At 71.8% G+C, this 21,042-nt stretch carries 18 protein-coding genes; 8 read left to right on the top strand and 10 right to left on the bottom strand.

Going from position 1 to position 21,042, the window contains the following annotated elements; genetic code table 11:
- Positions 1–75: 75 nt before the first annotated feature.
- Entirely contained in the window at positions 76–834 is a 759-nt protein-coding gene (locus ACVCAG_RS04390; RefSeq protein ID WP_440084631.1) for an alpha/beta fold hydrolase, read from the bottom strand.
- Positions 835–1,094: 260 nt separating this feature from the next.
- Between ACVCAG_RS04390 and typA the strand changes: the two genes are divergently transcribed.
- Positions 1,095–2,948, top strand: a complete 1,854-nt coding sequence (gene typA, locus ACVCAG_RS04385) for a translational GTPase TypA (protein WP_362693557.1) — start codon at positions 1,095–1,097, stop codon at positions 2,946–2,948.
- Between the two features lie 387 nt (positions 2,949–3,335).
- Positions 3,336–3,965, top strand: a complete 630-nt coding sequence (locus ACVCAG_RS04380) for a superoxide dismutase family protein (RefSeq protein ID WP_440084630.1) — start codon at positions 3,336–3,338, stop codon at positions 3,963–3,965.
- A gap of 100 nt (positions 3,966–4,065) precedes the next feature.
- Here ACVCAG_RS04380 and ACVCAG_RS04375 read toward each other — a convergent pair whose 3' ends face one another.
- From ACVCAG_RS04375 to ACVCAG_RS04360, 4 genes are all read right to left on the bottom strand, one after another.
- A complete protein-coding gene (locus ACVCAG_RS04375) occupies positions 4,066–4,518 on the bottom strand; it encodes a hypothetical protein (RefSeq protein ID WP_440084629.1) in 453 nt (150 codons plus the stop codon).
- Positions 4,515–5,036, bottom strand: coding sequence for a sigma-70 family RNA polymerase sigma factor (locus tag ACVCAG_RS04370; protein WP_440084628.1), 522 nt, complete (start codon positions 5,034–5,036; stop codon positions 4,515–4,517). Before ACVCAG_RS04370 ends, ACVCAG_RS04375 begins: the two co-directional genes overlap by 4 nt.
- Before the next feature lie 162 nt (positions 5,037–5,198).
- Complete coding sequence (locus ACVCAG_RS04365) at positions 5,199–6,098, bottom strand: polysaccharide deacetylase family protein (protein WP_440084627.1); 900 nt, start codon at positions 6,096–6,098, stop codon at positions 5,199–5,201.
- A 238-nt stretch (positions 6,099–6,336) separates the two neighbouring features.
- On the bottom strand, positions 6,337–6,915 hold the full coding sequence (locus tag ACVCAG_RS04360) for a cupin domain-containing protein (RefSeq protein ID WP_440084626.1): 579 nt from the start codon (positions 6,913–6,915) through the stop codon (positions 6,337–6,339).
- Positions 6,916–7,000: 85 nt separating this feature from the next.
- On the opposite strand from ACVCAG_RS04360, the gene ACVCAG_RS04355 reads away from it, so the two are divergent.
- Both ACVCAG_RS04355 and ACVCAG_RS04350 read left to right on the top strand, forming a co-directional pair.
- Positions 7,001–7,837, top strand: a complete 837-nt coding sequence (locus ACVCAG_RS04355) for an EamA family transporter (protein WP_447189471.1) — start codon at positions 7,001–7,003, stop codon at positions 7,835–7,837.
- 59 nt (positions 7,838–7,896) lie between these two features.
- On the top strand, positions 7,897–8,835 hold the full coding sequence (locus tag ACVCAG_RS04350; RefSeq protein ID WP_440084624.1) for an anti-sigma factor RsbA family regulatory protein: 939 nt from the start codon (positions 7,897–7,899) through the stop codon (positions 8,833–8,835).
- 173 nt (positions 8,836–9,008) lie between these two features.
- On the opposite strand, the gene ACVCAG_RS04345 is transcribed toward ACVCAG_RS04350, so the two are convergent.
- Together ACVCAG_RS04345 and ACVCAG_RS04340 are read right to left on the bottom strand one after the other, a co-directional pair.
- Positions 9,009–9,605 carry a sigma-70 family RNA polymerase sigma factor gene (locus ACVCAG_RS04345; protein ID WP_362693591.1) on the bottom strand — a complete coding sequence of 199 codons (597 nt, stop codon included), beginning with the start codon at positions 9,603–9,605 and terminating at the stop codon, positions 9,009–9,011.
- Between the two features lie 684 nt (positions 9,606–10,289).
- On the bottom strand, positions 10,290–11,309 hold the full coding sequence (locus tag ACVCAG_RS04340) for an ABC transporter substrate-binding protein (RefSeq protein WP_440084623.1): 1,020 nt from the start codon (positions 11,307–11,309) through the stop codon (positions 10,290–10,292).
- Between the two features lie 101 nt (positions 11,310–11,410).
- Between ACVCAG_RS04340 and ACVCAG_RS04335 the strand changes: the two genes are divergently transcribed.
- Genes ACVCAG_RS04335 through ACVCAG_RS04325 form a run of 3 tightly spaced genes read left to right on the top strand, consistent with a single transcriptional unit; the run spans position 11,411 to position 14,342 of the window.
- Positions 11,411–12,463 (top strand): iron chelate uptake ABC transporter family permease subunit, encoded by a 1,053-nt coding sequence (locus ACVCAG_RS04335; protein ID WP_440084622.1) that lies wholly within the window; start codon positions 11,411–11,413, stop codon positions 12,461–12,463.
- The gene (locus ACVCAG_RS04330; protein ID WP_440084621.1) at positions 12,460–13,548 is read left to right on the top strand and encodes an iron chelate uptake ABC transporter family permease subunit; all 1,089 of its coding nucleotides are present in this window, start codon (positions 12,460–12,462) and stop codon (positions 13,546–13,548) included. Before ACVCAG_RS04335 ends, ACVCAG_RS04330 begins: the two co-directional genes overlap by 4 nt.
- Positions 13,545–14,342: an ATP-binding cassette domain-containing protein gene (locus ACVCAG_RS04325; RefSeq protein WP_440084620.1), complete on the top strand. Its 798-nt coding sequence runs from the start codon at positions 13,545–13,547 to the stop codon at positions 14,340–14,342. Before ACVCAG_RS04330 ends, ACVCAG_RS04325 begins: the two co-directional genes overlap by 4 nt.
- 129 nt (positions 14,343–14,471) lie before the next feature.
- Here the strand turns inward: ACVCAG_RS04325 and ftsY are convergent, their stop codons facing one another.
- Together ftsY and smc are read right to left on the bottom strand one after the other, a co-directional pair.
- Positions 14,472–15,659 carry a signal recognition particle-docking protein FtsY gene (gene ftsY, locus ACVCAG_RS04320; RefSeq protein ID WP_440084619.1) on the bottom strand — a complete coding sequence of 396 codons (1,188 nt, stop codon included), beginning with the start codon at positions 15,657–15,659 and terminating at the stop codon, positions 14,472–14,474.
- Positions 15,660–15,957: 298 nt separating this feature from the next.
- Entirely contained in the window at positions 15,958–19,644 is a 3,687-nt protein-coding gene (smc, locus tag ACVCAG_RS04315) for a chromosome segregation protein SMC (RefSeq protein WP_440084618.1), read from the bottom strand.
- A gap of 174 nt (positions 19,645–19,818) precedes the next feature.
- Here smc and ACVCAG_RS04310 point away from each other — a divergent pair, with 174 nt between their 5' ends.
- Positions 19,819–20,622, top strand: a complete 804-nt coding sequence (locus ACVCAG_RS04310) for an alpha/beta hydrolase-fold protein (protein WP_440084617.1) — start codon at positions 19,819–19,821, stop codon at positions 20,620–20,622.
- 79 nt (positions 20,623–20,701) lie between these two features.
- Here the strand turns inward: ACVCAG_RS04310 and ACVCAG_RS04305 are convergent, their stop codons facing one another.
- The gene (locus ACVCAG_RS04305; RefSeq protein ID WP_344748163.1) at positions 20,702–20,896 is read right to left on the bottom strand and encodes a hypothetical protein; all 195 of its coding nucleotides are present in this window, start codon (positions 20,894–20,896) and stop codon (positions 20,702–20,704) included.
- Positions 20,897–21,042 lie beyond the last annotated feature (146 nt).

The raw sequence follows: 21,042 nt of genomic DNA, 5'->3' as shown, positions 1-21,042 counted from the left end.
GTGTCCCTTTCCTCGCCGCTGCCCGTCGCCGTCACATCGGCATCGCCATCAGGTCAATCTTCACGAGGCATACGGTCAATCTTCCCGAGGATAGACACCCTCCGGGGGACCGGAACGGGCCGCGGCCCATCTCCCGATGCGACGGACCAGATCCGGGGTGGCCGCCGACTCCGCGTGGCCGAAGCCGGACTCGATCCACAGCTCCTTCGGCTCGTTCGCGGCCTCGTAGATCTGGTACGCGTGCTCGAGGGGGAAGAACCGGTCGGCGTCGCCGTGCACGACCAGGAGCGGCACCGGCGAGATCTTCGCGGCCGCCTCGTACGGCGCCAGCGGCAGCGGGTCCCACACGCCCTTCATGATCCGGGTGCGCTTGCCCAGCCGCGCGGCCAGCCGCCCCATCGGCCTCTCGATCGCCCAGTGCACCTGACGCATCGGCCTGGTCCCCCGGTAGTACCAGCGCGCGGGGGCGCTCACCGACACCACCGCGTCCGGGCCGCCCAGCACCCCCGCGTGCCGCACGGCCACCGCCCCGCCCATGGAGAACCCGACGGTCACGACCCTCCGGTAGCCGATGGTCCGCGCGTGCCGTACCGCCGCGTCCACGTCGAGGATCTCCAGGTCTCCCACGGTCGACCGGCCTCCCGAGCGGCCGTGTCCCCTGAAGTCGAACGCCACCACCCCGCCGAACCCGCTGAGCGCGTGGGCGATGCGGCGCGTGGCGCGTTCCCTGAGCGATCCGGTGAAACCGTGGGCCAGGACGATCCCGAGGTCGTCCGCGCCGCGCGAGGGGGTGTGGGCGGCGTCTATCCGCAGGTTGTCCCGAGTTTTCAGCATTACGGGAAACGACGGTGCGAGAGGCATGGATCCGAGCTTAGGGAGTGCCGGGGACCCGGCCGCACCCCGCCCGCCGCCCCTGCGCGGCCCGGTCCGCCGTACACGCCACGGGCCCCCGCAGGGGGGTCGCGAAGGTGTCCGGAGGGTGAATTGGCGCACTTCATCTGCCGGAGGCGTGAGAGCGATTGTCCGGATCAACTAAAATGGGAAGGCCGCACAGTCCGCGGCCAGCCTCCACGATCACAGAGTGAGACTCCATCATGCCTTTGAACAGCCGCGACGACCTGCGGAACATCGCGATCATCGCGCACGTCGACCACGGCAAGACCACTCTCGTGGATGCCATGCTCTGGCAGTCGGGCGCCTTCCGCGTCAACCAGGACGTGGACGACCGTGTCATGGACTCCAACGACCTCGAACGCGAGAAGGGGATCACCATTCTCGCGAAGAACACCGCCGTCAAGCACGGCGGCATGACGCTCAACATCATCGACACCCCCGGCCACGCCGACTTCGGCGGTGAGGTCGAGCGGGGCCTGTCCATGGTCGACGGTGTCGTGCTGCTGGTCGACGCCTCCGAGGGGCCGCTGCCGCAGACCCGGTTCGTGCTGCGCAAGGCGTTCGCCGCGAAGATGCCGGTCATCCTGTGCATCAACAAGGTCGACCGCCCCGACGCCCGGATCAAGGAGGTCGTGGACGAGGTCTACGAGCTCTTCATCGACCTGGACGCCACCGAGGAGCAGATCGACTTCCCGATCGTCTACGCCTCGGCCAAGGCCGGACGCGCCTCGCTCAACCGTCCCGAGGACGCCGGGATGCCGGACTCCGAGGACCTGGAGCCGCTGTTCGAGGTCATCAAGAACACGATCCCGGCCCCGGTGTACGACCCGACGGCCCCGCTGCAGGCGCACGTCACCAACCTGGACGCCTCGTCCTACCTGGGCCGGATCGCGCTCTGCCGCGTCCACCAGGGCACCATCAAGAAGGGCCAGCAGGTCGCCTGGTGCCGCACCGACGGCAGCATCCAGCGGGTGAAGATCACCGAGCTGCTGATGACCGACGCGCTGGAGCGCAAGCCCGCCGAGGAGGCGGGGCCCGGTGACATCATCGCGATCGCCGGCATCCCGGACATCATGATCGGTGAGACCCTCGCCGACCCCGAGGACCCGCGCCCGCTGCCCCTCATCACGGTCGACGAGCCCGCGATCTCCATGACCGTCGGCACCAACACCTCGCCGCTGGTCGGCAGGGTCAAGGGCTCCAAGGTCACCGCCCGCATGGTCAAGGACCGGCTCGACAAGGAGCTCGTCGGCAACGTGTCGCTGCGCGTCCTGCCGACCGACCGTCCCGACGCGTGGGAGGTGCAGGGCCGTGGCGAGCTGGCGCTGGCCATCCTGGTCGAGCAGATGCGCCGCGAGGGCTACGAGCTGACCGTCGGCAAGCCGCAGGTCGTCACCAAGGTCATCGACGGCAAGGTCCACGAGCCGGTCGAGCGGGTGACCATCGACTGCCCCGAGGAATACCTGGGGGCGATCACCCAGCTGCTCGCCGTCCGCAAGGGCCGCATGGAGCACATGACCAACCACGGCACCGGCTGGATCCGCATGGAGTTCGTGGTCCCGGCCCGCGGCCTGATCGGCTTCCGGACCGAGTTCCTGACCGAGACCCGCGGCACCGGCATCGTGAACCACGTGTTCGAGGACTACGAGCCGTGGTTCGGCGAGCTGCGCACCCGCAACAACGGCTCGCTGGTCGCCGACCGGCCGGGCCCGGTGACCCCGTTCGCCATGCTGAACCTGCAGGAGCGCGGCGTCCTGTTCGTCCAGCCGACCACCGAGGTCTACGAGGGCATGATCGTTGGTGAGAACTCGCGTTCCGACGACATGGACGTGAACATCACCAAGGAGAAGAAGCTCACCAACATGCGCTCCTCGACGAGCGACACGACGGAGACGCTGATCCCGCCGCGCCAGCTCTCGCTGGAGCAGGCGCTGGAGTTCATCCGCGAGGACGAGTGCGTGGAGATCACGCCGGAGAACGTGCGCATCCGCAAGGTCGTCCTCGACGCCTCGACCCGCGCCCGGACCACCGCCCGCGCCAAGCGGACCAACTGACACCCGCGGCACCGCTCCATCCCGTCCCGCCGGGCACACCCGGCGGGACGGTCTCGTTCCGTACGCCTTTTCGTCTGTCTCGTTCCGTACGACCTCCGCATCCGTCTGGTTCCGTACGGCCTCCGCGTCCGGCTCGTCCGGTCCGGCCTCGCGCGAGACGGCTTCTTCCGGCACGCCTTCGTACGGCGCGGTTTCGTCCGGTCCGGTTTCGTCCGGCCCGGTCTCTTCGCCCGGTCCGGCCTCGCGCCGGGCGGCCCCGCACGGCACGGTTTTGCCCGGTGAGGCGGCGTGGTGCCCCCGGTACCCGCCCCCACCTGGGGTAGGAACCCTGTACTGGCCGCTTCCCGTCACCGCGGGGAGCCCAGGACTCGTACGGGGGGATCTCTCATGCTTCACAGAACCTGCCTCGCCCTGGCCGTCTCGCTCGGGACGGTGACGGCCGGAGCCGGCACCGTCCCGGCCGCCCAGGCGATATCGCAGATGTCGCATATCTCGGGGATGTCGTCGCCGGCGCCCCAGGCGTCGGCCGAGGCCGTCATCAAGGACACGGCCGGAAGGAACATCGGTTCCCTGCGCATCGACCGGCAGCCGGACGACAAGTCCAGGCTCGCGGTCGCCGTCCGCGGCCTGCGCCCCGGCTACCACGGCTTCCACGTCCACATGAAGGGCGTCTGCGACCCCAGGGCGATCGACCCGGTCACCCGCAGCCCCTTCGCCAGCGCGGGCGCGCACTTCACCATCCCGCCGGTCAAGCACAGCGGGCACTCCGGCGACCTGCCCAACCTCCTCGTCGCCGCCGACGGCACCGGCGAGACGACCGTCGTGACCGACCGCTTCCAGGTGGGGCAGCTCTTCGACGCCGACGGCAGTTCCATCGTCGTCCACGCCCTGCCGGACAACCACTCCAACATCCCCGACCGCTACCGCCACCCCGGCGGCACCGGCCCGGACGCGGAGACCCTCAAGGCCGGAGACTCCGGCGGGCGCGTCGCCTGTGGTGTGATCACCAGGAAGTAGGGGCTTCGACCCCTCGGGGAGCGGCAGGGAGGCGGGACCCCCTCGTCCCGCCTCCGCCGCCCTCAGCCGCCTTGGCCCCCTCAGCCCCCCTCAACCTCCCTCAGCCGCCGAGTTCGCGCTTGCGCCGCAGCAGGGCGGCGCGGTCGGCACGTGCCCTGAGCAGGACGGCCACCGCGAGCACGGCCAGCGTCACGGCGACGACCACCCCCGCCGCACCCGCCCAGGTGCCCCTCGCGGCCGCGACCACGGCCGTCCCCGCCGTCAGCAGGCCCGTCGCCGCCACCGCCAGCCAGGCGGCGATCACCCGGTCCAGGGCGAACAGCGGCGTCCTTCGGGTCAGCGCCCAGACCCCGTAACCGGCCCAGGTCAGGCCGAGCGCGACCAGCGCGCCGAAGGCCAGGTGCGTACGGCCCGGCAGTACGGGCTCGGTGGCCCACAGCAGGCCGATGAACAGCGCCCCGCCCAGGCCGCCGAGCAGTGCCACGACGTTGCCGATCCGGCGGCGCAGCGACAGCGGGCCCGACAGCCTGTCGATCATGTCATCGGGGTTCATGCCTGGTATCCCCTCTCCGTGAGCTGGTCGCGCAGCATGCGCCGCGCGCGGGACAGGCGCGACTTGACCGTGCCGGCGGGGACGGCGCAGATCTGCGCGCAGTCCTCCAGGGAGAGGTCCTGCAGGTAGAACAGCACGAGGACCTCCCGCTCCCTGACCGGTAGCGCCGACAGGCCCGCGAGCAGGCCGGCGCGGTCCACGAGGGTGTCGGCGGGATCGGCGGACACCCGCTCCTCCTCGGCCGGGACCTCGGGCCTGGCGTACTCCTCGCGGAGCCGGTCGGCCACCGCGCGCCTGGCGATCGTGAACAGCCAGGGCGCGAACCTGCCCGGCTCCTTCAGGCGCGGCAGCCCGCGCACCACGGCCACCCAGACCTCCTGGGCCACGTCGTCGGCCCGTGAGGGCCCCAGCATGCGCCGTACGTAGTTCCACACCGGATCGTGCCAGGTCCTCACCAGTTCGGCGAACGCCTCGCGCTCACCGAGCCGGCACCGGACCACCAGCAGTTCGTCAGTCACCCTGACCTCCTCGCCCAGGACAGTCGGGAAACCGGCACGGCAGGTTCACGCCTCTTCCGCCGTTCCTCCCGCCCGTCCTCCGAGCGGGCCCTTCACCGGTCCTCCGGCCGGGCTTTCCGCCAGGTTCTCCGGCCAGGCGCGGGAGCGGGCCCGGCGCGTCCGTCAAGGGCTGCCGTAGTACTTCCTCCCCGGCGCGGGACGCCCACCGTACAGCTCGGAAAGCGTCACGAACCGGTAGCCCCTGGCGGCGAACTCGTCCAGCAGCAGGGGAACGGCCTGGACCGTGGAACGGTGAGTGTCGTGCATCAGCACGATGGAACCCGGCCCGGCCTCGGTCGCGCGCCGGGCGACGACCGAGGGGTCCTGGTCACGCCAGTCGAGCGTGTCGACGTCCCACAGGATCTGAGCGAGCCCCAGCTGGCGGCTCTCGGCGGCGACCCTGGAGTCGGTCAGCCCGTACGGCGGGCGCATGAGGATCATCGTGACCCCGGTCGCCCGCTTGACGAGCCACTGGGTACGGCCCAGTTCCTCCCTGATCGCGGCCTGTGACAGCAGGGGCAGCTGCGGGTGGTCCCAGGTGTGGTTGCCCAGCTCGTGCCCCTCGGCCACCATCCTGCGGAGGGTGCTCTCGCCGTCCCCGAACGCCATGCGCCCGACGACGAAGAAGGTCGCCCTGGCCCGGTACCCGGCGAGGATGTCGAGCAACGGCTCGGTGTAGGCCCCCGGCCCGTCGTCGAAGGTCAGCGCCACGCACCTGATCCGCTCGCAGTCGATCCGGCGCGCCCGGGGGGAGACGGGAAGGTCGTCCCGCGCCCAGTGCGACCGTATCGCGCCGGGTCCGAGCCCGGGGGCGGCGGCAGGGGCGGGGGCGGGCCCCGCGAGGACGGCGGGCGTCACGGTCGCCGGTTCCACCGATCCCACCAGGGCGATCGGGGAGGTGCAGCCCCAGATCGCGAACAGCGACGCCACCGGCACGGCCCACACCCGCCACACCCGCATGCTTCCCCCCGAAAGCGCCGCGGGGACGGCGAGCGGCCCGGCCGGGTCCCCCCGCAAGATCATGACCAGGTATTCCACCAGGATGGGACATCACCGGCCGATTGCCCGTACCGACGCGCCACTTCACGCCACATCCGGCGAGATGCGCGCCCTGGTGGCCATGTCTCATCCGATGCGGCCAGTTAAAGCCTTAAAGCTCCCAAGTCAGGCGGGCGATCAGTGGCGTCTCTCGGGAGCAGGGGGCCGGTGACGTCTCTCGAAGACAGGGGGACGGTCGCGGGTCACACGCCCACCCGGAGCGTCAGGAGCGGTCGGGCGTCTCCCGGGGTTCGGTCACGACCATCATGAACCGCAGCGGCGTGTCCCCCTCGTTGGCGTACCTGTGCGGCCGGTCGGCGCTGAACACGACCGCGTCGCCCGCCTCCGCGATGTGGCTCTTGCCGTACACCGAGAGGGTGAGACACCCCTCGAGGACGGTCAGCATCTCGCGCGTGCCCGGGGGGTGGGCGTCGCCGTCGTGGTGGTCGCCGGGGGCCAGCCGCCAGTCCCACAGCTCCAGGATGGCGGGCGCGTCGGTGCCGACCAGCAGCCGCGCGGTGCTGGACTTCCCGTGCGGGAAGGTGACGACGTCGGCACCGCTGACCACCCGCACCACGGGCGTGTCGGAGACCTCCACCATCCGCGCGACGGTCACCCCGAGCGCGTCGGCGATGCGGGTGAGCGTGCTGATGCTCGGGTTCGTCCTGCCCTGCTCGACCTGGACGAGCATGCCCCGGCTCACTCCCGAGCGCGCGGCGAGCTCGTCGAGGGTCATCTGCCGGTGCGCCCGCTGCGCCCGCACGTTGTTGGCGACCGCGGCGGTGATCGTCTCTGGATCCATGAGTTCAGTCTAGTGAACTTGTTTTGCACTCCATTGCACTTCATATATTGTCCTACCAGTGCAGTCTATTGAACCGAGGTGGAACGTGACGGCTGTGGTGCTGGCGACCGCCTGCGCGCTGGTGTACGGCACCGCGGACTTCCTCGGCGGTCTGGCCACCCGCCGGTCGCGGGTGCTCGCGGTGGTGGTCCTCTCCCAGGGCGCCGGGCTGGCCGTGATCGTCGCGCTGCTGCCGTTCCTGCCGGAGAGACCCACGCCCGCGGCCCTCGCCTGGGGCGCGGTCTCCGGGCTCTGCGGCACGGCGGGGATCGTGCTGTTCTACCGGGCGCTGGCCACCGGCGTGATGTCGGTGGTCGCGCCGATCACCGCGACCGTCTCGGCGGCACTGCCCGTGCTGTTCGGGCTGGCCGTCGGGGAGCGCCCCGAGCCGGTCGCGCTGGGCGGGGTCGTCCTCGCACTGCTGGCGGTCCTGCTGGTGAGCCGCGGTTCCTCGGACAGGAAGGCCAGCCGGGGGTACGGCCCGATCCTGACCTCGCTCGCCGCCGGCGCGGGTTTCGGCGGCTTCTTCGTCATCATCGCCCAGGCTCCGGTGGACGGCGGCATGTGGCCGCTGCTCGGAGCGCGCCTGACCTCGGTCGCCCTCATCGCCCTGCTGGCCCTGGCCACCGGCCGGGCCCTGCGCCCCGGGTCCGGCACGCTGCGCGTCATCTTCGCGGCCGGGGCGCTCGACATGGCCGCCAACGTGCTCTTCGTGCTCGCCCAGCAGCGCGGCATGCTCAGCCTCGTCGCCGTCCTGGTCTCGCTCTATCCGGCGAGCACCCTGCTGCTCGCCCGTCACTTCCTGGGAGAACGGCTCAACACGGTGCAGGTGGTGGGAATCGGCTTCACTCTCGCCGCGGTCGCGCTGATCGCGTCCGGTTGACACGATGTCGCGAACTGACTCTGTTGTGTTGGGGGCGGACGCTTGTTACGGTCATCCCCGTGCAGCCCGATCGGGCGTTCCTCGACTCCGGCGGGCCGTTCGCGCACACGGCTGTCGCGTACGGTTCCGATTCCGGCTTCCTGCGACTCGTCCAGCCCCTGATCGCCGGTGCCCTCCGCGAGGGCCGGCGGATCCTGGTCGTCGCGGGCGAGCGCGGGCTCGACCTGATCGGTGACGCCTTCGGCGCGGACGCCCGCCTCATCGACCGCCGCCTCGCCGGGACGTGGTACGCCCACCCGACGCGGACCCTCGCCGCCTTCCACGACTACATCCGGCAGCGGGAACGGCCGCTGGTCCTCGGGGAGCCGGTGTGGTCGGGCTGGACCGAGCGGCAGGCCCGCGAGTGGATCCGCTACGAGTCGGTGCTCAACGCCGCCTTCGCCGGGATCCCGGTCAGCCTGTGGTGCCTGTACGACGAGGCGCTGGCGCTCGACCACGTCCTGCACACCCACCCCACGGAGCTGAGCGGCGCCGGCCTGCGGCGGAGCGACCGCTACGTCTCCCCGGAGCGGTTCGCGCTGCCGGGAGACGACCTCCCCCTCCCCGACCCGCCCCCGTCCGCGGTGGTCACCGACTTCACCCTGGAGGAGCTGGGACGGCTGCGCGCGCTCGTCACCGACCACGCACACCGGGTGGGCATGAGGCGCGACCTGGTCGCCTCGCTCGTGCTGAGCGTCTCGGAGATGGCGGCCAACAGCGTGGAGCACGGGGCGGGACACGGCCGGGCGGCCATCTGGGCGGCCGGCGGCGAGATCGTGTGCGAGATCGCCGACTCCGGCGGTGGCGACCTGGACGTCCCGCTGCCCGGCTACCTCCCGCCCGAGCCCGGGTCGCCGCGCGGGTACGGGCTCTGGATCAGCCGCCAGCTCTGCGACCTGGTGCAGGTGCGCGGCGTGGACGGCGAGCTGAGGGTCAGGCTCCACATGACGCTGGAGTGACCGTCCCCCGCCGGACGGGAAGGCCGCCGCTCGCGCGTACGGCCGCGTGAAGCCGTCCCCGCCGGCGGGCGGACCCCGGGTGCGCGTACGGCCCGTACCCGAAGCGGGCACGGGCCGTACGCGAAGCCGGAAAGACGGGGGAAGGAGACGGAAGGCGGGAGAGGGAGAGGGGGTCAGGCGGCCTGGACCTCCTCGGACACACGGAGGCCGCCCTCCTCGCGGGCGTAGTCCTCGAGCATGGTGCGGAGCTGGCGCCGGCCCCGGTGGAGGCGGGACATGACCGTGCCGATGGGGGTGCCCATCCGCTCGGCGATCTCCTTGTAGGCGAAGCCCTCGACGTCCGCCAGGTAGACGGCGACCCGGAAGTCCTCGGGCAGGGCACGCAGGGCGTTCATGACCGCACTGTCGGGCAGCTGCTCCAGCGCCTCGGTCTCGGCGGACTTGAGACCGCTGGACATGTGGGACTCGGCGGCGGCGAGCTGCCAGTCCTCGATCTCCTCGGTGGCCGAGAGCTTGGGCGAGCGCTGCTTCTTGCGGTAGTCGTTGATGAAGTTGTTGGTCAGGATGCGGTGCAGCCACGCCTTGAGGTTGGTGCCCTCACGGAACTGGTGATACGAGGTGAAGGCCTTGGTGACGGTCTCCTGGACCAGGTCCTCGGCGTCGGCGGTGTTGCGGGTCAGACGCATCGCGGACGCGTAAAGCTGGCTGGTGACCGGCACGACGTCACGCTCGAACCAGTCCTGGCGCTGCTCTTCCGTCATCGTGATCATTGGACCCCCCTCGTGCTCTTCCCCCCACTACCGCCCGGCAAAGGTACGACGCACCCTTTCTGACGGCGTACTTGATGCTCGCAGGCACCTTGTAAGGGGGCCGTTAAAAGCTCTATGTGGTCAGGGGACTGATCTGTGGCTGTGCCAACGGCGGGTGCGACACGCTCTACAGCCGGACAAGTCTCAGTATCGTAACATCGTTCCCCGGATTCGGTAGAAGGTGTGTCCATCATCACATATGCCCAGGTAGGGGCACCTTTGGGGTTGGGAAAAACGTCGATCACCACCCCACCGAAACCCGCCGCCGAATGGCCGAAGCCAGCCGCCAGGTCGGGGCCCGCGCCCTGAGAAACTCCGACACCCATCTCCACGTCTCCCCGCTTCCCACATGTTGGGGACTTAATCTCCTTCCCAAGAGACGGGCCGGCACCCCCCTGTGGTTCACCCGGACGCCATCGCCCGGTCTCCTTCCCCCCACCGCCCGGTAGACGGCTCTCCACACCTTCTCCACGGCTTCTCCACGGCTTCCCCATGTCCGGCCGGACGGCTGGAGCGGCTCGCGATCGTCCGGCCTCTCGACGGCGCGGCCGCGACAAGCGACGCTTGCCGCGGCTCGCGGACCCACCGGCGATCACGCGCCGGGCAGAGGTACGGGCAGAGGGTGCCGGGCGGATCGGGCGGAGGTCAGGCGGCCTTCGCCGGGTCGACCTCGAAGAACTTCGCCAGGTCGTCGAGAATGGCGTGCGCTCCCTGGATGCCGACGGCGGTCATCCAGGTGGTGTCGTTGACGTCGTGCTTGACGCCCTTGAGCCTGCCCCACAGCGGGTTGGCCTCGAACTTCTCCTTGCCCGAGTCGACCGCCGGGTCCTCGTAGGCCGAGACGAAGATGTGCTCGGCGTCCAGCTGGGAGATGTTCTCCTGGCTGATCGGGACCATGACGGTGTCGGTCACGGTCGGCTGGTCCTCGGGGCGCGGGAAACCGACGTCCTTCAGCACCAGGCCCGAGTAGGAGTTCTCCACGTACAGGCGGACGGTCGGCTCGCCCGCGAAACGGGCGACGGAGACGGTGGGCAGCTCGCCGTCCTTGGCCTTGATGGACTCGCCGATCTTGGCGGCGCGGTCCTGGTACTCCTTGAGCTTCCGCTCGGCGAGGTCCTCCTTGCCCAGGGCCTCGCCCACGAGCTTGAGGTTGTCCTTCCAGATGGCCCCGGTGGTCTCGCTGAAGACCGTCGGCGCGATCTGCGACAGCTTGTCGTACAGCGCCTCGTGGCGGATCTTGGCGGAGACGATCAGGTCGGGCTTGAGCGCGACGATCCGCTCCAGGCTCGGCTGCTCCAGGGTCCCGACCGACGTGGCCTCCTTGGCGTGGCCGAGGACCGGGGTCAGATACTCGGGAAGCTCGTCCTTCAGCGTCCGGTAACTGGTGAAGCCCACGACGTCGGTCTCCAGGGTCAGCACCGCGTCGACGAAGCTCTGGTCGAGGGCCACGACCCGCTTGGGCTGGGCCGGGATCTCGGTCTCTCCCATGACGTGCTTCACCGTCCGGGGGAACGCCGCAGCGTCGCTCACCGCGGGAGCCGCGGACGCGCCCGCGGTGCCGGAGGTCTCCCCGGCGGTGCCGGAGGTGCTCGAACCGCAGGCGGCGAGGCCGCCGGACAGCACCACTCCCGCCACCCCGAGGGCCAGGGCGCGCAACGCTCTCATCTTCATGAATCCTTCCATCAAATTAAGGACAACCTTATTTAGCTTAGCTATACCTAAGCTGACATACTTACCCCGGGTCCGGCGAGAAAAGAGGAGGTCAGGTGATCAACGCGGTGGTCGTCTCGCGGCCCGCCCCCGGCGCGGGTCTCAGAAAGACCCACCGGCGCCGCCTTTTCGTCCTGGCCGGATTGCTCGCCGTCCTCGTGGCGGCGGTCGCGCTGAGCCTCGCGTTCGGCGCCAAACCGGTCCCTCCCGGCGACGTCTGGCACGCGCTCACCGGCCCCACCGGCACCGAGAACGACGTCGTCGTCCGATCGCTGCGGATCCCCAGGACCGCCATCGGCGTCATGGCCGGGATCGCCCTCGGCGTCGCGGGCGCCCTCATGCAGGGCCACACCCGCAACCCGCTGGCCGACCCGGGCCTGCTCGGCGTCACCCAGGGGGCGGCGTTCGCGATGGTCCTCAGCATCATCGTCCTGGGCGTCACCACCCCGTACGGCTACATCTGGTTCGGTCTCACCGGGGCCCTCCTCGCCAGCGCGGGGGTGTTCGCCCTCGGCATGGCCGGCGGCAGGGGCGGCCCCACCCCGGTGACCCTGGCCCTCGCGGGCACCGCGGTCAGCGCGTTCCTGTACGGGCTCACCTCGGCTCTGGTCCTCCTGGACGAGCAGGCCATGGACGTCTTCCGCTTCTGGCAGTCGGGCTCCATCGCGGCCAGGGGCGCGGACGTGGCCTGGCAGGTGCTCCCCTTCATCGCCGCCGGCCTGGTCCTGGCCCTGGTCAACGCGCCCGGCCTGAACGCGCTGTCCCTCGGCGAGGACGTCGCCCGCGCGCTCGGCCAGAACATCACCCTGACCCGCACCGTCGGCATCGCCGCCATCACCCTGCTCAGCGGCGCCTCCGTGGCGGCCTGCGGCGCGCTGGCCTTCATCGGCCTGGTCGTGCCGCACCTGACCCGGCCGCTCTCGGGCCCCGACCACCGCTGGCTGCTGCCGTACTCGGGCCTGGCGGGCGCCGCCGCCCTGCTCCTCGCCGACGTCATCGGCCGCGTGGTGGCCTTCCCGGGTGAGCTGGAGGTGGGCGTGGTCCTCGCCCTCGTCGGAGCGCCGTTCTTCATCATTCTGGTACGACGCAGGAAGCCGGTGCGGCTGTGACCATCTCCACCGCTCCCTCGTCAAGACCGTCCGCCGAAAGGCGGGCGCTGCGTGTCGGCCCCGCCTCCTGGCCGCTCCGGCCTCGCTCCACCGTCGCGGCGCTGGTCCTGCTGGCCACCACGGCGCTGTTCATGGCGCTCAACATGCGGCTCGGCGACATCCCGATGAGTGTCCTCGACGTCCTGCGCGCGGTCACCGGCGACGGGCCCGACCATTTCGTGATCATGGAGCTCCGGCTCCCCCGCGCGCTGACCGGCGCCCTCGTCGGCGCGGCGCTCGCCCTGGCCGGGGCGATCACCCAGGCCATCGCCCGCAACCCGCTGGCCAGCCCCGACATCCTGGGCGTCACCACCGGCGCCAGCGTGACCGTGGTCGCGGTCATCGTGGCGGCGGGAAACACCTGGGGCGGCACCAGCGGCGCCCTCGCCGAGGTGGGCGTCCCCCTGGTGGCCCTGCTGGGCGGCCTGGCCGGCGCGCTCGCCGTCTACCTGCTGGCCTGGCGCAACGGCCTGGACGGCTACCGGCTGGTCCTGGTCGGCATCGGCGTCTCGGCCGTCTGCACCAACCTCAAGTACTGGCTGCTGACCGTCGGCGACGTCAACGACAGCAGCCGGGCCCTGGTCTGGATCAGCGGCTCGCTGCACGGCCGGGGCTGGGAGCACGTGGTTCCGGTCGCGGTCGCGCTCGCCGTCCTCGTCCCGGCGACACTGCTCGGCACCCGCTCGCTGGGCGTGCTGCGCTTCGGCGACGACACCGTGACCGGCCTGGGCGTACGGATGAACCTCGCCAGGGGTGTGCTCATCCTCGCGGCCGTGCTGCTCGCGGCGACGGCGACCGCCTCGGCCGGGCCGATCACGTTCGTCGCCCTGGCCGCCCCGCAGATCGCGCTGCGCCTGGCGGGAGTGGCACAGCCGCCGCTGGTCGTCTCGGCCCTCGCGGGCGCGGCCCTCACCACCGGCGCCGACCTGGTCTCCCGGACCGCGTTCACCCCGATCGAGCTGCCGGTGGGCGTGGTCACCGCGGTCCTCGGCGCCCCGTACCTGATCTATCTCCTCATCCGCGTACGCAGAGAGGCCCGCCAGTGAGACTGCAAGCCGTCGACGTCAGCCTGGGGTACGGGGACCGCGTGGTCGTCGACGGTCTCGACCTCGGGATCGAGGCCGGGACGGTGACCACGATCATCGGGCCGAACGGGTGCGGCAAGTCCACTCTGCTGCGCGCCCTGGGACGGCTGCTCAAGCCGTCGGGCGGCGAGGTGCTGCTCGACGGCAAGCGCATCGACAGGATGCCCTCCAAGGAGGTCGCCAAGGTCCTGGGCGTGCTGCCGCAGGCGCCGTCGGCGCCCGAGGGCCTGACCGTCGCCGACCTGGTCGCCAGGGGACGGCACCCGCACCAGACCTGGTACCGCCAGTGGTCCTCCGACGACGAGTCCGCGGTCGGCGAGGCCCTGGCCATGACCGGCCTGCTCGACCTGGGCGACCGCCCGCTGGACGAGCTGTCCGGCGGGCAACGGCAGCGGGCGTGGATCTCCATGGCCCTCGCCCAGGGCACCGACCTGCTGCTCCTCGACGAGCCGACGACCTTCCTCGACCTGGCCCACCAGATCGAGGTGCTGGAGCTGGTGCGCAGGCTCCACGGGGAGCTGGACCGCACCGTGGTGATGGTCCTGCACGACCTCAACCTCGCCGCCCGCTACGCCGACCGTCTGGTGGCCATGCGGGACGGCAAGGTCGTCGCCGCGGGTCCTCCGGCCGAGGTGCTCACCGAGGCCCTGCTGGCGGAGGTCTTCGAACTGGACGCGAAGGTCATCGAGGATCCGGTGGCCGGTACCCCGCTGGTCATCCCCATCGGCACCCTGTCCCAGCAGCCCTCGCGCTGACCCGTCGCGCATCCGTCCGGGCGGCACCCGTCCGAGGGCGCCCGCCGGGGCGGGACCCACCCGTACCGCCCGCGCGTCCGCCCGCGACGCCCCGAGCCGATGGCGGGACGGGGCGGGCGACGCGGGGACTCAGTCTCCGAGGAGCGCGTCCACGAAGACCTCGGGGTCGAACGGCGCCAGGTCGTCGGGTCCCTCACCGAGACCCACCAGCTTGACCGGGACGCCCAGCTCGCGCTGGACGGAGATGATGATGCCGCCCTTGGCGGTGCCGTCGAGCTTGGTCAGGGCGATACCGGTGATGTTGACGACCTCGGCGAACACCTGGGCCTGGCGCATCCCGTTCTGGCCCGTGGTGGCGTCGAGGACGAGCAGGACCTCGTCGACCGTGGCCTTCTTCTCGATGACACGCTTGACCTTGCCGAGCTCGTCCATCAGACCGGTCTTGGTGTGCAGCCGCCCCGCGGTGTCGACGATCACCACGTCGGCCTTCTCCCTGATGCCCTCGGCCACGGCGTCGAAGGCCACCGAGGCGGGGTCGCCGCCCTCGGGGCCGCGTACGACCGCGGCCCCGACACGGTCTCCCCAGGTCTGCAGCTGGTCGGCGGCGGCGGCGCGGAAGGTGTCGGCGGCGCCCAGCACGACCTTGCCGCCGTCACCGATGAGGACACGTGCCAGCTTGCCGGTGGTGGTGGTCTTGCCGGTGCCGTTGACGCCGACCACGAGGACCACCGCGGGACGCTCGCCGTGCGGCGTGACGTGCAGCGTACGGTCCATGTCGGCGCCGATCTGGACGAGCAGCTGCTCCCTGAGCAGGGCGCGCGCCTCCTCGGGCGTCCGGCTGCCCAGCACCTTCACCCGGGTGCGCAGCTCCTCGACCATCGCCCTGGTCGGCGTCACGCCGACGTCGGCGGTGATCAGGGTCTCCTCGATCTCGTCCCAGGCGTCGTCGTCCAGACGGTCGCGGGAGAGCAGCTCCAGGAGCCCCTTGCCCAGCGTGCTCTGTGACCGGGCCAGGCGGGCGCGGAGCCGCACCATCCGTCCGGCGGACGGCGGCGGAACCTCGATCACCGGAGCGACGACGGTGACCTCCGGCTCCACCGGCTTGGCCGGCGGCGGCACGGTGGTCGTCGACGCGTCGTCGTCCACGACCGTGCCCCGGCCCGGGGCCTGCGCCTCCTTCGGGATCGACGGCGCCTGTGGCGGTTCGACCCGCGGCGGCGCGGTCTTGCCCCCCGACCTGAACAGCAGGAGCATGCCGCCCGCCGCCAACAGGGCGATGACAACGATGATCGCGATTATGCCGAGATAGGCTTCCACAAGAGCACAGTTTTCCAGACGCCCCGGGATGCTCCGACACCCCGGTGCTCCGGACCGGCTCGCGGTCTTTCACCAGCGGTCACCGTTCGGCCTCGCGAACCCGCGCTCCCCTTCGACCTCGCGACCTCACGAACCCGCGCTCCGCCGAAGAGCCCCTTTCCCTTTCGACCTCGCGAACCCGCGCTCCCCGGAGAACCGCTCCCCTCCGATCCCGCGAACTCCCGCTCCCCGACGATCCGCCTCCCCCCGAAAGCGGCGCGGATCCCGAACCCCCGGGGTCCCCGGCCCCCTCGACGGCTCAGACGGACTCGTGTTCCCTCAGGCGCTGGCTGATGACCTGGGTGACGCCGTCCCCGCGCATCGACACGCCGTACAGGGCGTCGGCGATCTCCATGGTGCGCTTCTGGTGGGTGATGATGATGATCTGCGAGGTCTGCCGGAGCTCCTCGAAGAGCGTGAGCAGGCGCTGGGTGTTGGTGTCGTCCAGCGCGGCCTCGACCTCGTCCATCACGTAGAACGGCGAGGGGCGCGCCTTGAAGATGGACACGAGGAACGCCACCGCGGTCAGCGACCGCTCGCCGCCCGACAGCAGCGACAGGCGCTTGACCTTCTTGCCCGGCGGCCGGGCCTCGACCTCGACGCCGGTGGTCAGCATGTTCTCCGGGTCGGTGAGCAGCAGCCTGCCCTCGCCGCCGGGGAACACCCGGGTGAAGATCGTCTCGAACTCGCGGGCCACGTCCGCGAAGGCGGCGCCGAAGACCTGCTCGACCCGGTCGTCGACCTCCTTGACCACCAGCAGCAGGTCACGGCGGGTCTTCTTGAGGTCCTCCAGCTGCGAGGTGAGGAACGAGTGCCGCTCCTCGAGCGCCGCGAACTCCTCGAGCGCGAGCGGGTTGACCTTGCCGAGCTGGGCCATCTGGCGGTCGGCCGCCCTGGCCCGCTTGAGCTGCTCGTCACGGTCGTAGGGGACGGGGTCTCCGTCGGCCGTCGGGATCGGCTCGCCGGGGCCGTACTCGGCGATGAGGGTGTCGGCCTCGACGCCGTACTCCTCCACCGCCCGGCCCTCCAGCTGCTCCAACCGGAGCCGCTGCTCGGTACGGGCCACCTCGCTGCCGTGCGCCCGGTTGACCAGCTTGTCCAGCTCGCCGGAGAGTTCCCGGACACGGATCCTGACGGCCTTGAGAGAGGCGTCGATCTGCCCGCGCGCCCGGTCGGCCTCGTCGCGCTCGCCGGCGGCGGCCCCCAGGGAGGTCTCCAGCGCGCGCAGCGCCAGCTCGGCGCCCTGGACGACCGCCTGGGCCGTCCGGGCCTGCCTGCGCCGCCACTCGCGGCGCTCGGCCGCCCTGGAACGCTCCTCGCGCTCGCGCTCGGCGGCGCGCGTCAACTCGTCGGCCCGGCCCTCGATGCCCCTGACCCGCTCCTCCGCCGTCCGCACGGCGAGGCGGACCTCCATCTCGTCCTGTCTGGCCGCCGCGCAGATCTCGGCGAGCTCGTCGCGAAGATCGGTGGTGGGCTCGGTCTCCAGCTCCTCGGAGCCGACGGCCGCGGCGAGCCGCTCCTCCAGCTCGGCGAGACCGGCCGCGTCGCGGTCGCGCGCCTCCTCGGCGGCCCGTACGCCCCTGGCCAGGCGCTCACACTCGTCGCGGGCCGCCTTGGCGGCGGCGCCCAGCCGGGCGAGCCGCTTGGCCACCGCGGCGACCTGCTGGTCGGCGTCACGCTGCCTCGCCCTGACCCGGTCCAGGGCGGCCTGTGCCGCGTTGACCCCGGCCTGCGCGTTCTGCACGCCCGTCTGGGCCTCGGCGACCCGCGCCTGGGCGGACTCGACCGCGAGCTGCGCCTCCGCCTCGGCCTCGGCGGTCTCCTCCAGCTCCGTTCCCGCCAGCTCGGCGGCGATCCTGGCCTCGGCCAGATCCGCGGCGGCCTCGTCGAGGGCGGCCCGCATCTGGAGCGCGGAGGTGCCGCCCGCCGAACCTCCCCCGGCGGTGTGGGTGCCCAGAAGGTCGCCGGACCGGGTGACGGCCCGCAGCGCGGGGCGCTGCTCGACCGCCTTCCTCGCGGTCGCGAGATCGTCCACGACCAGCACGTTCGCGAGCAGATGGGTGGCGGCGGCCCGCAGCTCGGCGGAGACCGTGACCAGGTCGATCGCCCACTCGGCTCCGGCCAGCGGCACCGGGCCCGGAGAGCCCGCCCCCGCCTCGGCCGAGGCGATGACGAGGGTGGCGTGGCCGCCGTCGTGGCCCCTGAGGAACTCGATCGCGTCGGCGGCGCTCTGCAGCGACTCCACGGCGACGGCCTCCGCGGCGGCCCCGAGCACGGCCGCGACGGCCACCTCGGCACCGGGCCGCACGGACAGCATGGTCGCCACCGGGCCGAGCACCCCGGCCAGGTCGGCGGCGAGCAGCGCGGCGGCGCCGGCGGCACCACCGGCCAGGCCCATCTCCAGCGCCTCGAACCTGGCCTCGAGGGCGGCCACCTGACGCTGCGCCTGCTGGTCGGTCTTGCGGGCGGCGGCGAGGGCGGCCCTGGCGGAGCCGAGCGCGGAGTTCGGGCCCGCGACGGCCGCCTTGGCCTCCTCGACCCCGGCCCTGGCCAGCTCGACGGACTCCCGGGCCTGCTCGACCGTCTCCAGGGCGATCTCCAGCTCCTCGGCGAGGGCGGGGTCGGCGGACGGCTCGGCACGCTCCTGGCCGTCGTGTTCGGCCTGGGCCTCCTCGGCGCGCTGCTCGGCCTCCTCCAGCGAACGCCGCAGCCTGCCGATCTCCTCCTCGGCGGCCCCCGCCCGGCTGCGCGCGGCGCCGACCTGGCCCCTCAGCCTGGCCAGGCCCTCGCGCCGGTCCGCGGCGGCCCTCGCCTCCGCGGCCAGCCTCCGCTCCTCGGCGGCGAGCGCGGCCTCGGTCTCGGCGCGCCGGGCCACCGCTCCGGCGAGCGACTCCCGCTCCCCCTCGAGCAGCTCGGCCAGGACCCGCTCCTGCTCTCGGACCTCCTCGGCCTCGCGCTCGAAGTCCTCGGGGTCGCGCCCGCGCCGCTCCACGGCGGTGTCGGTGGCGTTCCGGTGCCGCTCGGCGGCGAGCCCGGCCAGACCCCTGAGGCGCTCGCGGAGGGAGGAGAGGCGGAAGAACGCCTCCTGGGCGGCGGCCAGGCGCGGCTGGGCCTCGGCCTCGGCGGCCTCCAACTCGGACTCGGCGACCTGGCCCTGCTCCAGCTCGACCTCCACCGCGGCGCGGCGGGTGAGGACGGCGGCCTCGTCGGCCATCTCCCGTTCCAGGGTGGTCCGCAGGGTGAGCACGTCGTCGGCGAGCAGCCGGAGCCTGGCGTCGCGCAGGTCGGCCTGGATGACGGCGGCCTTGCGGGCGATCTCGGCCTGGCGGCCCAACGGCTTGAGCTGGCGGCGCAGCTCGGTGGTGAGGTCCTGGACCCGGGTCATGTTGGCCTGCATGGCGTCGAGCTTCCGCAGCGCCTTCTCCTTGCGCTTGCGGTGCTTCAGGACGCCCGCGGCCTCCTCGATGAACGCCCTGCGCTCCTCGGGCCCCGCGTGCAGCACCTGGTCGAGCTGGCCCTGCCCGACGATGACGTGCATCTCGCGGCCGATGCCGGAGTCGGACAGCAGCTCCTGGATGTCGAGCAGGCGGCAGATGTCACCGTTGATGGCGTACTCGCTCTGGCCCGCCCGGAACATCAGGCGGCTGATCGTCACCTCGGTGTAGTCGATCGGGAGCATGCCGTCGGTGTTGTCGATGGTCAGCGTGACCTCGGCGCGTCCCAGCGGGGCCCGCGAGGAGGTGCCGGCGAAGATGACGTCCTCCATCTTGCCGCCGCGCAGCGACTTGGCGCTGTGCTCGCCCATCACCCAGGCCAGGGCGTCGACCACGTTGGACTTGCCGGATCCGTTGGGGCCGACGACGGCGGTGATGCCCGGTTCGAACCGGAGCGTGGTGGCGGAGGCGAAGGATTTGAACCCGCGCAGGGTAAGGGTCTTGAGATACAACGAAACCCCCCATTCGCGGCGCGGCCGCGCCGGCCGGCGTGTCGCACGCCGTGTCCCGGGCGCCGGTGAACGCGTCTTGCCTTGTCAGCCCACGGTCAGCCCACGGCTTCGGTCACGCGGGAAGACTACCGTTCTTCACCCGCGCCCGCCCGCGCACCGCCTATGGTGCCCTGCATGGACGCGGAACGCGGTGGGGGCGAGGCTCCATCACACCCATCGGGCGGCAGGGGTCACCTCAGGCGGCGCGCCTTCCTCGTGGGCGGCGGGCTCGCCGCGCTCGGCCTCGGTGGCGCCGCCCTGGCGGCCGGGCCGGAGGGCTTCCGGGACGCGTACGCCCAGATCGTCTGCGGCGCGGTCCCCGAGCCTCCGGTGACCTCGCCTGGAACGCTCCAGCGGAGCCGGGTCGACCGGCGACGCGTGATCGTCGGGCTGCCGCCGGGGGCGGGGGACGGGCTCCCCGTGGTGATCATGCTTCACGGCGCCGCCGGTGACGCGCGCACGCCGTTCGACGTCTACGCGATCGACCGCTATCTGGCCGCGGGAGGCGGGCGCTTCGCCCTGGCCTCCATCGACGACTGGCCCTCCGCCGACATCCCGGGCACGCTGCTGCCGTACCTGAACACGAACGGGATGGACACCGCGAAGATCGGGCTGATGGGCTGGTCCGCCGGGGGCGCCGGGGCACTGAGGCTCGCCGCGGAGCTGGGCCCCGAGCAGGTGGGGGCGGTCGTCGCGGCGTCGCCCACGGTGAGCGCGGCCCAGGCGCCGCTGCGCGAGCTCGTGGACATCCCGGTCTGGCTGGGGTGCGGCGAGCGGGACGCGTGGGCCAGGCAGACCCAGACCATGCTGAAGGGGCTGAAGGCCCTGGGCGCCACGGCCGAAGGAGGGATTACCGAAGGGTGCCAGGACACGGCCTACCGCCGCAGGGTGTTACCCGAGCAGCTGGCCTTCCTGGCACGGCATATAGGACGCACGTGACGGTTGTGACGTGCGTAGCGATATGACAAGGGACGCCCCTACGAGGCGTCCCTGGACAGTGTGTTCCGCCCCGGCCCCGTTAGGTGAGGGCCGGCTCACGATCCTGCAGACGGTTGAACTCCTCGTCGCGGGTGCCGGCCGCGAGTTCGTCGTTCTGGGCCTGGAGCCGGGTGAGCTCTCCCTCGAGATCACGGATGCGCTGCTGGAGGCGACGCATTTCCGAGACCATACGAGGGTCGGGACCGCCGACGTGGCCGAGTAGAGCCTTCGCCATAGTAAAGGGTCCTCCACGCTGAGTGACCAGACTGGTTCGCGCACTTCTTTACCGCGGGAGGGGTGCGCGTGGTTCTTTATCAAGAGTCGCACCGGTGAGGGAGACGGTCAAGTTGAACGCTCCGGGTGGATGCACCAGCAGGCACT

The sequence above is a fragment of the Streptosporangium sp. G12 genome, assembly GCF_052983175.1.
Note: the sequence above shows the minus strand (reverse complement) of the source record. Positions and strands in the feature narration are given on the sequence as shown.

Bases quoted from the DNA above. Each gene is read 5' to 3' on its own strand.
- ACVCAG_RS04360 (WP_440084626.1), bottom strand. From the start codon at position 6,915: ATGGATCCAGAGACGATCACCGCCGCGGTCGCCAACAACGTGCGGGCG.
- typA (WP_362693557.1), top strand. From the start codon at position 1,095: ATGCCTTTGAACAGCCGCGACGACCTGCGGAACATCGCGATCATCGCG.
- ACVCAG_RS04380 (WP_440084630.1), top strand. From the start codon at position 3,336: ATGCTTCACAGAACCTGCCTCGCCCTGGCCGTCTCGCTCGGGACGGTG.
- ACVCAG_RS04345 (WP_362693591.1), bottom strand. From the start codon at position 9,605: ATGATCACGATGACGGAAGAGCAGCGCCAGGACTGGTTCGAGCGTGAC.
- ACVCAG_RS04375 (WP_440084629.1), bottom strand. From the start codon at position 4,518: ATGAACCCCGATGACATGATCGACAGGCTGTCGGGCCCGCTGTCGCTG.
- ACVCAG_RS04305 (WP_344748163.1), bottom strand. From the start codon at position 20,896: ATGGCGAAGGCTCTACTCGGCCACGTCGGCGGTCCCGACCCTCGTATG.
- ACVCAG_RS04340 (WP_440084623.1), bottom strand. From the start codon at position 11,309: ATGAGAGCGTTGCGCGCCCTGGCCCTCGGGGTGGCGGGAGTGGTGCTG.
- ACVCAG_RS04310 (WP_440084617.1), top strand. From the start codon at position 19,819: ATGGACGCGGAACGCGGTGGGGGCGAGGCTCCATCACACCCATCGGGC.
- ACVCAG_RS04390 (WP_440084631.1), bottom strand. From the start codon at position 834: ATGCTGAAAACTCGGGACAACCTGCGGATAGACGCCGCCCACACCCCC.
- ACVCAG_RS04365 (WP_440084627.1), bottom strand. From the start codon at position 6,098: ATGATCTTGCGGGGGGACCCGGCCGGGCCGCTCGCCGTCCCCGCGGCG.